This is a genomic window from uncultured Megamonas sp. (genome assembly GCF_958438645.1).
In the GTDB taxonomy this organism is placed as follows: domain Bacteria; phylum Bacillota; class Negativicutes; order Selenomonadales; family Selenomonadaceae; genus Megamonas.
Window position 1 is genome coordinate 32,710 of record NZ_CAUBSM010000005.1, and the last position, 11,943, is coordinate 44,652.

At 31.4% G+C, this 11,943-nt stretch carries 7 protein-coding genes; 3 read left to right on the forward strand and 4 right to left on the reverse strand.

Going from position 1 to position 11,943, the window contains the following annotated elements; genetic code table 11:
* Positions 1-4 precede the first annotated feature (4 nt).
* Both mutS and miaB read right to left on the reverse strand, forming a co-directional pair.
* Positions 5-2,743, reverse strand: coding sequence for a DNA mismatch repair protein MutS (gene mutS / locus Q5I67_RS05630; protein WP_302486646.1), 2,739 nt, complete (start codon positions 2,741-2,743; stop codon positions 5-7).
* A gap of 3 nt (positions 2,744-2,746) precedes the next feature.
* Positions 2,747-4,069, reverse strand: coding sequence for a tRNA (N6-isopentenyl adenosine(37)-C2)-methylthiotransferase MiaB (gene miaB / locus Q5I67_RS05635; RefSeq protein ID WP_302486647.1), 1,323 nt, complete (start codon positions 4,067-4,069; stop codon positions 2,747-2,749).
* 449 nt (positions 4,070-4,518) lie between these two features.
* On the opposite strand from miaB, the gene brnQ reads away from it, so the two are divergent.
* The 3 genes from brnQ to Q5I67_RS05650 all read left to right on the forward strand — a co-directional run bounded on the left by brnQ (position 4,519) and on the right by Q5I67_RS05650 (position 9,214).
* Complete coding sequence (gene brnQ / locus Q5I67_RS05640) at positions 4,519-5,868, forward strand: branched-chain amino acid transport system II carrier protein (RefSeq protein ID WP_302486648.1); 1,350 nt, start codon at positions 4,519-4,521, stop codon at positions 5,866-5,868.
* A gap of 27 nt (positions 5,869-5,895) precedes the next feature.
* Positions 5,896-7,506 (forward strand): amidohydrolase, encoded by a 1,611-nt coding sequence (locus Q5I67_RS05645; RefSeq protein WP_302486649.1) that lies wholly within the window; start codon positions 5,896-5,898, stop codon positions 7,504-7,506.
* A 250-nt stretch (positions 7,507-7,756) separates the two neighbouring features.
* Positions 7,757-9,214, forward strand: coding sequence for a nicotinate phosphoribosyltransferase (locus tag Q5I67_RS05650; protein WP_302486650.1), 1,458 nt, complete (start codon positions 7,757-7,759; stop codon positions 9,212-9,214).
* 235 nt (positions 9,215-9,449) lie between these two features.
* On the opposite strand, the gene Q5I67_RS05655 is transcribed toward Q5I67_RS05650, so the two are convergent.
* Entirely contained in the window at positions 9,450-10,883 is a 1,434-nt protein-coding gene (locus Q5I67_RS05655) for a serine hydrolase (RefSeq protein ID WP_302486651.1), read from the reverse strand.
* A gap of 13 nt (positions 10,884-10,896) precedes the next feature.
* Complete coding sequence (locus Q5I67_RS05660) at positions 10,897-11,427, reverse strand: biotin transporter BioY (protein WP_118204860.1); 531 nt, start codon at positions 11,425-11,427, stop codon at positions 10,897-10,899.
* Positions 11,428-11,943: the final 516 nt, after the last annotated feature.

Below are 11,943 nucleotides of genomic sequence, written 5' to 3' on the forward strand. Positions count from 1 at the left end.
AATATCACTCCTCTTGTTTTGCCTGTTGTTGCAATTCGTATAATTTATTCATGGCGTCTAGTGGTGTCATACTCATTAAATCTAATTCTTTTAATTGAGTGCTTATACTTACGCCGAATAAAGTTGGCATTTCTGCTACTTGCATGAATTTCAACTTTTTAGTTGAGTTAGCAGTTAAAGTTGGTGTTTTTTCTTGATAATCAGCTGTTTCAGTATCTTCTTGATTATCTTGAAGATAATTTATTTCTTGGGATGTATCATTTGTGATAGCTGTATCTTGTTTTATTGTAGTATCTATATTGTCTTTGTCAGAATTATTTTTAGAAATAATAGTTTTTTCTTTAGTTGGAGCTGTATTTTCTAAATCAATGAGAATTGTTTCCGCACGTTTTACGACTTCTTGAGGTAATCCAGCTAATTTAGCAACATGAATACCATATGATTTATCAGCACTACCGCGAATAATGCGACGTAAGAAGGTTACATCAGAGCCTTTTTCTTTTACGGCAATACAATAATTTTTTACATGAACATCATCTTCTAGGTCAGTTAGTTCATGGTAATGTGTAGCAAATAAAGTTTTAGCTCCGATATGGTCGCGTATATGTTCAATAACAGCACGAGCAATACTCATACCATCGTACGTACTTGTACCGCGTCCAATTTCATCTAAAATGACAAGACTTTTATTTGTAGCATATTTTAGAATATGAGATACTTCGTTCATTTCTACCATAAAAGTACTTTGTCCGCTGACTAAATCGTCGCTAGCACCTATACGTGTGAAAATTTTATCCACAGGGGAAATTGAAGCTTCACGAGCAGGTATGAAAGAACCTACTTGCGTCATCAATGTGAGTAGAGCCGATTGTCGCATATATGTTGATTTACCAGCCATATTAGGGCCAGTGATAATCATGATTTCATTTTGAGCATTATCCAAATGAGTGTCATTTGGCACGAATAAATCTCGATTTAAAATGCGTTCAACAAGAGGATGTCTTCCATCTTTGATATGGATAGTGCCATCATCTAATAATTTTGGACGAATGTAATTATATTCATCACCTGCTTGAGCTAAGCTTACTAAAACGTCTAAAATAGCTATTTCATGAGCAGTATTTTGAATGGAGCTTATTTTTGTTTTTAAGATATCGCGAAGTTCTGTAAAGAGATTATATTCTAATTGAACAATTTTTTCTTGTGCACCGAGAATTTTAGTTTCAAATTCTTTGAGTTCTGGTGTGATATAGCGTTCAGCATTGGCTAAAGTCTGTTTACGAATATAGTTTTCAGGTACCATTTCTGTGGAGCTATGGCGAACTTCGATATAATAGCCAAATACTTTGTTATAGCCGATTTTTAAGGATTTGATACCAGTTTTATTTTTTTCGTCTTCTTCCATTTGCTGTAAAAGACGTTTACTATTTTTAGCGATATTGCGGTATTCATCTAATTCTTGATTATAGCCATCTTTGATGAAGCCGCCTTCACGAATGGAGAAGCTAGGATCTTCAACGATTGCTTTATCAATTAAAATTACTAAATCATCATAGGTAGAAATTTTTTGATGAATATTTGCCAATAATTTAGCAGTGGCTTTAGCTAAGGCTTTTTTTATAGTAGGCAATACATATAATGAAGATTTTAGGGCATTCATATCACGGGCATTAGCCGTACCTACTTCCATACGAGTCAATAATCTTTCAAAGTCATAGATTTCTTTTAATTGTTCACGAAGATTATTACGCAAGGAAAAATCAGATACAAGATTAGCTACAGCATCTAAGCGGTCATTTATCTTTTTAGGGTTAAGTAATGGATATTCTAACCATTTACGTAAAAGACGGCTCCCCATAGCTGTTTTGGTGAAGTCTAAAACATCATATAATGTATCTTTTTTGCCACCATCGCGAAGATTGCGAGTTATTTCTAAGTTACGCAAAGTATAGGTATCAATAAATAGAGATTTTGAAGAGTCTAAATAAGTTAATTTATTCAGATGAGTTAAATCTGTTTTTACTGTTTCATGTAAATATTCAAGTAAAGTAGCAATTGCCTTATGAGCAGTTTTATTATCTGGGCGATTATGCACATCAAAATGTTGAAGCATAAGGTCTTCAACTTGTGATGTGATTTCAGCCAATTCATTAACTAAGCAATTATTTAAACGAAGAGATAAGAAATTTTTTAATTCACGTTCATAAGAAAAAGGCTTAATTAATAATAATTCTGGCATCATCAAGCGATAAAGTTCGTCAAATAATAATTGGCAACGATCAGGGCCATCATAAATGCTATAAAAGCATTCTCCAGTGGAAATATCGGCACCAGCTAGATAAATAGCATGATTTTCTTCATAGATTAAAGCTATATAGTTGTTTTTACTGCTAGTCAAAGCTGATTCGTTCATCACTGTACCAGGAGTTACGATTTTGATGACTTCGCGTTTTGTGAGTCCTTTTGCTTTAGGGTCGCCGATTTGTTCACAGATAGCTACTTTATAGCCTTTATTTACTAATTTATTGATATAAGATTCAGCAGCATGATAAGGCACTCCACACATAGGAATGCCATCACCTGCTGTACTTCTTTTAGTTAATGTGAGTTCTAATTCTTTGGAAACGAGTATAGCATCGTCCAAGAACATTTCATAAAAGTCACCTAGACGAAAGAATAATATTTGGTCTGGGTGTGCATTTTTTACAGCTTGATACTGTTGCATCATTGGAGTGAGTTTCAAAATTTACGCCTCCAATTCACCTTTTAATACCCAAGTTTGTGGATGAGTTATTTTTACCTGTACTAAATCGCCGATTTGTTCATCTTTATGTTCCCAAAGTACAATTTTATTTGTACGAGTATGACCAGTATAAACATTAGGATCTGTTTTACTAGGGCCTTCAACCATTACTTCTACTGTTTTATTTAATAAAGATTGATTTATTTCTAAGCTGATTTCATTTTGAGCGTCCATTAATTTATGAAGACGTTCTTTTTTGAGTTCTTGAGGAACTTGATTTTCCATAGTAGCTGCTGGTGTGCCAGAACGTTTAGAATACAAGAATGTATAAGCTGCGTCATAGCGAATTTCTTTTAAGAATTCGAGCATTTGAGCAAAATCTTCATCTGTTTCTCCAGGGAAACCTACGATTAAATCAGTAGTGAAACTAGCTTCAGGGAATTGACTACGGATTTTAGCTACAAGTTCTTTATAGTAAGCTGTAGTATAACCACGGTTCATAGCTTTGAGCATTTTGTCTGTACCATATTGAACTGGCAAATGGAAATGTTCACAGATATGTTTGCTATTTTTTATAGTTTCGATAACTTTATCTGTTAAATCACGAGGGTGAGAAGTCATATAACGAATACGTTCAATGCCTTCGATTTTATCTACCATAGCAAGTAAATCGGCAAAATCAGCATCATCTCTATCTTTTCCGTAGGAATTAACATTTTGACCGAGTAAAGTAACTTCTTTTACACCATTTTGAGCGAGTTTTGTTATTTCAGCAACGATTTCCTGCGGTGCACGACTGCGTTCACGACCGCGAACATAAGGAACGATACAGTAAGTACAGAAATTATTGCAACCATACATAATAGGCACAAAAGCAAATAAAGAATTATTTTCTGCTGGTTCTACATTTGGTGGCATATCATAATCGCCAGCTAATTTGACAATATGACCACGAGAAGCAAAAATTTCTTCTAATACAGCAGGTAAATCATACATTTTATTTGTGCCAAGTACAAAATCTACATGAGGAGCTTTTTTAAATATAGCATCGCCATCTTTTTGTGCCATACAGCCTGTAATACCTAAAATTAAATCTGGTTTTTGCTGTTTTAAATGTTTGATTTCGCCAATTTTGCCGTAAATTTTCTTTTCAGCACTTTCACGAACACAGCAAGTATTGATGATGATGATATTGGCATCTTCTAATTTTTCAGCAGGTTTATAACCCATGCGTTCTAATTGACCTGCAAAGCGTTCGCCATCAGAGAAATTCATCTGACAGCCATAAGGTAAAATTTTATATAATAATTGTTTATTATCTAGCAAAAGATACATCCTTTCTAAAAATAAATTAAAATTAACAATTTAAATAATTAAGATAAGAATAGCCACCAGCTAATTAATACTGGTGGCTATATCCACAATAAAATAATTATATCATTTTCTAAAATGGACTTCAATACTTAGTAAAAATGAAGATTAGCAGTATAATTTTGCAAATAATATGTATTAGTATAATGTACTTTGCTTGTTGATTATTTTAAAATTGAAGATGATATTATTTATTTTAAAATAAATAATATGAGTACTTAGAAAAAAATGTTAATAAACACCAAAACAAAAATACAAATGTATAGTATAGAAAGAATAATAATATGTATATAATTGATTTAAATATATCATTGACAATATGTAGAGCTTTGGTATAATTATACGATAAAGATATAAGATAAATACAATCAATTGATAAATTTTAAAAGAGGAGTGGTAAATAGATGAAGAAAAATATGAAAAAAGATATTTTAGTTATGGGTTTTGCGATGTTCGCTATCTTTTTTGGTTCAGGTAATTTGATTTTTCCACCGATTATAGGTCTAGTATCAGGTGAACAAGTTGGCTGGGCAATTATTGGTTTAGCACTTACAGGAATTTTATTTCCTATGATGGCTTTAGCTTCTGTAGGTAATGTAGGATATAATTTGCAAGATATGATGAAACATATCAATAGTTGGTGGCATTATTTATATATGGGACTTGGTTTATTAGTTGTTATCTTTGGTACTATACCTAGATGTGGCGGTGTTGCTTTTGAGTCTGGTATGCAAGGAATTTTTGGTGAATTGCCATTTATGGCGAGAATTATTTTTCTAGCTATATTTTTTGCAATATCATATTATTTTGCTATGAACCGTTCCACTGTTATTGATAAAGTGGGCAATTATTTGACACCAGCTTTACTTATTACTTTATTGGCAATTGTTGTATTAGCCATTGTAAATCCTATCGATACATTACATAGTAGCTCTATTTCTACAGCCAAAGAGTCATTTTTGAATGGATTTTTTACAGGATATAATACAGGTGATGTAGGTACAGGTATTATTTGTGCAGGTATGTTTATCACTGCTTTTCGTGAAAAAGGTTATTGCAACAAACAAGAATATAATAAGATGATGCTCGGTATTATCTTAGTAGGTTTTACTTTATTATTTGTTGTTTATGCTGGCTTAGCATATTTAGGAGCTCAAGGTGTAAATTATTATAGTTTAGATGTAAATGCTACATTTTTACTCACTGATTTAGTGAAAAATTTAGCAGGTTATGAAGGTAGTTTTATTTTAGCTGTTGCTGTTATTTTGGCTTGCTTGACTACTGCTATAGGTATGATTGCTACTGCTGGTCAATGGGTGGAAGCATGGTTTAAAGGTAAAATTTCCTATAGACAAGCTTCTTTGATGATTACTATTGCTATTTTTATAATTTCTTGTCTTGGTGTTAGCAATGTACTTAAAATATCTGGCCCTATTTTTATGATTTTATTCCCAATGTCAGTAGTATTGACTTTCTTAGGTTTAGGTAAAAAATGGGTGCCAAATGATGGTGCATGGAAAGGTGCTGTTTGGGTAGCTTTTATTATGTCATTATTTGATGCTTTAAATTTAGCAGTGATGACAGGATTAGTGAATATAGACATTTCTGGTTTAATGAATATTATCAATCAAATTCCATTAGCTAAACAAGGTTTTGCATGGCTAATTCCTACAATTTTAGGTTATGTCATAGGTGCTGTTATCTATAAATTTAAGAAAAAAGAAAGTATTGCTTACGAAGTTTGGGACAATTAATTTTAATTAGTATTTGGAGTATATTTTATGGAAGAAAATAATTTTATTTATGAGAATGGAAAAATTTTCACATCAGATGAAGATAATCTTCATGCTGATAGTATGATTGTGGAAAATGGATATATAAAATGGATTGGGAAAAAAGAAGATAGACCAACTTGTGATTTTCCAATAATAGATTTAAATAATGCTTGCGTATTGCCAGGATTTGTAGATGCACATATGCACCCTGTAATGCTTGCTGATTTTAGCAAAGAAATATCAGCATTACCTCCAAAAGTGAATTCTATAAAAGACTTGATTGCAGAAATAAAAACAAAAGCTCAACAATTGAAAAAAGATAATAAGAATGAATGGATTTTGGGCTGGGGTTATGATGAAGGGAAATTCGCTGAAAAACGTTTTATAACTCGTTGGGATTTAGATGAAGGAACAGAAGATTTTCCTGTGGCAATCATTCGCACTTGTGGTCATATAAGATGTGTAAATAGTAAAGCGTTAGCTTTAGCAGGAATAGATAAGAATACGAAAGACCCAGAAGGTGGGCAAATTGAATGTGATGAATGCGGTGAGCCTACAGGTGTTTTAAAAGAAAATGCTAGAAATTTAGTTTTGCCTTATATACCTGAATTAAATGAAGCTGAAAAAGTACAGAATTTAGTAGATTTAGGCGATTTATTAACTTCACAAGGTATAGTGGCAGTCTGTGATATGGGCAATTTGGATAAATCCGATAATTATACTTATTATAAAAAAGCGATAGCAAAAGGTTTTAAGCAAGAAGTTTCTATGTATTATATGTGGGATTTCTTTATGCATGACAAAGATTTTGCTATCAGTGAGGAAAAGCAAAATAATGATAATCAAGTGTTTGTTGCTGGATTGAAATTAATAGGTGATGGCAGTGTATCTGGCAAAACTGCATGGATGGATAAGCCTTATTTAAACAGTGATAGTTGCGGTATAAGTGTATGTTCTGATGAACAATTGGAGACTGCAATTGATTTTTGTAAGCAAAATAAATGTCAATTATCTGTACATGCTATGGGAACAAATGCTATAAAACGCGTAGTAGATAGAGTTTATGCAGAAAAAGATTGGCTCAATCAAGATAGACCATATGTGAGAGTTGAACATATCACTTTGCCTAGTCAAGATAGCATTGATAAAGCTGTAGAAAAAAATATTGGTTTTGTGACTCAGCCTATTTTTCTATATGCAGAGATAGAAAGTTATCTACAAAATTTAGGTGAAGATACTATGCAAAAGTGTTATCCGATAAAATCTTTATTGGAACAAAAAATAAATTTATGTTTTTCTACAGATGCACCGGCAACATCATGGGCGGTGCCATCTGATCCATTTGTATGTATCAAAGGAGCTGTTACAAGAAAAGCTTATGATGGTACGGATTGTGGTGACAGTCAAATTATAGATATGCAGACTGCTATAATTTTATATACAAAAAAATCAGCTCAAATTGCAGGTTTTAAAAATCTCGGTCAATTAAAAATAGGATATAAGGCTAATTTTGTAGTGCTAGATAGAGATATTTTTGCGATAAATCCAGAAGATGTGGATAAAGTAAAAGTTAATAAAACTTATATTCAAGGTAATTGCGTTTTTGCTAAAATTTAACTGTATTGTTAAATAATATTTATGATGATTGTTAAGTAAAAAAGGGTTCTATATCATGTAGAATTCTTTTTTATTTATTTAGATGTATATGGGGATATCAGATTATTTTTGGTCAAAGTATAGAAAATAAATACAGCTTGCTATATAATAGTAGCAATACGATTTTTATTTTAAATAATAAATTGAGTATGTATCAAGACATGAATGGATTTATAATATTTTTTATTATAAATTTGAAAGGAAGTTCTTTATGAATTTAAAAAATGAAAATTTAGCCATGTTATGCGATTTTTATGAATTTACAATGGGAAATGGCTATCTAAAAAATAATTTACATAAAAAGAATGTGTATTTTGATGTATTTTTCCGCAATATTCCAGATGAAGGTGGATTTGCTATAGCAGCAGGTCTACAACAAGTAATTGATTATATACAAGATTTACATTTTGATGAAGATGATATAGCGTATTTTCGTTCTAAAAATATATTTAGTGAAGATTTCTTAGAGTATTTAGCTAATTTCAAGTTTACAGGAGATATTTATGCCGTTCCTGAAGGAACTTGTATTTTCCCTCGTGAACCAATCATGACAATAAAAGCTCCTGCTATTGAAGCTCAGATTTTAGAAACTTTTGTATTATTGACTTTAAATCATCAATCTCTTATCGCTACAAAAGCAAATCGCATAGTAAGAGCTGCTCAAGGTAGACCTGTATTAGAATTTGGTTCTCGCCGTGCTCAAGGTGCTGATGGTGCAGTAAAAGGTGCTAGGGCTGCTTATATTGGTGGTTGTGCAGGAACTGCTTGCACACTTACTGATGAACTTTATGGTGTTCCAGCTGGTGGTACTATGGCTCATGCATGGGTTCAAATGTTTGATAGTGAGTATGAAGCATTTAAAGCTTATTGTGAAATTTATCCAAATAATGCTGTTTTATTGGTAGATACTTATAATACTTTAAAAAGTGGTGTACCAAATGCTATCCGTATATTTAAGGAAATGCTTGTACCACAAGGAATAACTAATTTTGCTATTCGCTTAGATTCTGGGGATATTTCTTATTTATCTAAACAGGCTAGAAAAATGCTTGATGAAGCAGGTCTTACAACTTGTAAAATCGTAGCGTCTAATGCTTTAGATGAACATTTGATTCGTGATTTATTAATGCAAGGTGCTAAAATAGATGTGTTCGGTGTAGGGGAAAGAATGATTACTTCAAAATCTGCACCTGTATTTGGCGGTGTATATAAATTAGTAGCTATTGAAAATGAAAATGGTGAAATCGTACCAAAAATTAAACTCAGTGAAAATATCGCTAAAATAACAAATCCTCACTTCAAAAAAGTATATCGTTTATATGATAAAGAAACAGGCAAAGCTATTGCCGATGAGCTTTGTTTATATGATGAAACAATTGATACTACACAAGAACATACTATTTTTGATCCAAATGCTACATGGAAACAAAAAACCCTAACTGATTTTACAGCTAGAGAATTGCAAGTTCCTATTTTCAAAAATGGTGAATGTGTATATAAAAGCCCAACTATAGAAGAAATAAAAGCATATTGTCAAAAAGAAGTGGATACTTTATGGGATGAAGTAAAACGTTTTGAAAATCCACATCGTTATTATGTAGATTTATCTCAGAGATTATGGGATATTAAAAAAGAATTATGTGTTAAAAATGCAATGAAAAGCAAATAATATAAATAAGAATTGTTCATTTCTTTGATGGCAAAGAAACGAACTCAAATCACAATAAATTGCATAACATATTTCTAAAATGCTGAAGCACTAAGAACTATGTTAAAAACCACCGCAGATAAATTTTCAATACCATATGATTACTACTAAAATTTATAATATGGAAGTAGTTTGGTGTTGTATTTTTGTAGTGTGTAAATTAAAGGCTAGAGTATAAGTTACTCTAGCCTTTTTGTTATTTTATGGGATTGGATATGAGATAATGGGGTTTGGTTCTGATGATGAATGAAGGAGTGGGGTTGTAGTGTAGGTATAGTTGGTGATTGTAGTAGTTGAATTCTAGGGTATCAATGAAGATGCCTTGGTTATAGACTAATTTTAAATTTAGTTTGTTATTTTGCCAGCCATAGTTGGCATAAGGGTTTTCGTAGAAAATAGTTGAACAGGAATCAAAATTATCATTTTGGGAATTAGTATTATTTTTTTGCCAATCATTTAATTTGGCTAATATAGTATATTTTCCAGTATTTAAGGTAAAATTAATTCTAATGCAATCATGGGCAATTTGAGAGAAAGAAATGGACTGTAAATTTAAAGGATTACGGGAAAATTTAAATTCTTGCTGGAAGATTTCGGGAGTAATGGAATTATCATTAGGTAAATATGGTAAATGGAGTTTAGAAAGATAGTTATTTAAAGATGATAAATCTTGATTAGAGGATTTATTATCTTTTTTTATTTGGGCTAAGAATTTCCATGTAGCAGATAAAATGGCTTGTTTTTGTTCATTTTCAGCATTACTAGTTATAGCTATGACCATATTTTCTTCGGGCAAGATAATGCAATATTGACCGAAAAGACCAGCACAGCGAAAGGCTTTTTCAGGTTGGCATTTCCAAAAATAATAGCCGTAGCCTAATTTACTATCTGGAGATGTATTGATGTCAGTATCTATATATACTGTGAGTAATTTTTCAATATATTTAGGAGCTAATAATTGTTTATTATTCCATGAACCTTTATTGAGTATAAATTGACCGAATTTAGCTAAATCTTCTGTAGTCAGACTTAAACCCCAAGAGCCTTTATCATAATTTTGAACGTTTTTTTCCCAACTTATATTAGTTATATTTAAGTGAGAAAAGAGTTTTTCTTGTAGATAAGTCAAAAGATTTTTGCCAGTTAATTCTTGAATGATGGCACTACATAAAAATGGGCAACGATTATTATAAAAGAAGGAAGTACCAGGCTTTGTCTGTAATTTTAAAGAAAATGCTTCACTAATCCAATCTTTTTTTAGGTAAAAAGTTTGGATTTCTTTATCAACAAAGCCATAAGTCATGGATAATAAATGATGTATGGTGATGCTTTTTAGATCTTCTGTAGGTTCAAATTTTAATTTGTGTTTTAAAAGTGAATAAATTGTGGTATCTAATGTAAATAATTTATCTTGGAGAGCAAACATCATGGCAACTGCTGTAAAGGATTTGCTCACAGAAAATAAAATCTGTTTTTCATCTTCATTATAAGGGGCAATATGAACTTTGGAGAGCAATTTATTATCTTTATAGATTACAAGTGAATGTAAGTTTAAATTGGTTAAGGTATCAACATATTGAAAAAAATAAGAAGGTGAGATACCTTCTTGTAAAAAATTATTGTTTATCATATATATTCCTCGATTAATAAAATAAATTTTTGCGTAAACGAACAGCAACGTAGCTGGCAATTAAAGTTTTGATGATATCACCAGGTATGAAAGGTAATACACCAATGGTGATACCTTCTAAAATGGAAAGTTTCATGATGAAGCAAAGCATAGCTACACCGAAAATATAAGTGATAGGAATGACAGCAAGTCCTGCTAGAAAGAAGTTTTTGAAGGAGTTTTTATTTCCTTTTAAATAACTAGCGATAGGATAGCTGACGATGAAGCCCCAAAGATAACCACCAGTTGGGGAAAATAAACAGTTAAAACCACCTGCACCACCAGAAAATACAGGAAGACCGATAGCTCCGATTAGCGTATAGACAATCATGATGATTAGTGTTTCTTTTGGTGTGGATAAAAATGCTGATAATAACATAGCTAAAGTAAGGCAAGTAAACGGAACAGCAGTGATAGGGAAAGATATGTAGGCTGATATGCAGATGATAGCTACGCAAACAGCCATTTTTGATAGGGTTTTTGTTGTTAATGATGATGATGACATAAAATTATCTCCTTATATATTTATAAAATTGAATTTTATAAAGTATGTTTTGATATGATTATAAGAAAATAAAAAGATATAGTCAACTCTAAAGCAACTTTGAGTTTACTATGTTGTTAAGTTTTATTTTAAAAGTTATAGAATATAAAGTTTAAAATAGTTATTGATTTATAGATAATATTATTTAAATTAAAGATATGATATAATTGAAGTCATGGGATAGCTTGATGTCGGACACCTCTCGTTAGGGAGGTGTTAGCATGACGACTTATGAAAAATTATCGTTAGTGATAAGTATTATAAATTTGATTGCTACGCTTTTTCAGATTATAAATAATTAGTTTATAAACGAAAAAAAGACCGTTCCGAAACGGCGGGAACAGCCTTCTTAACGAATTGAAATTTCTAAGAGAGAGGTGCTGACCTACCACAATCAGGCTATCTCTCTTTTTTATTATATCATAGAGTATTTTTATAATCAAAATATCTTATATTAAAATTATTAAAAATTACTAA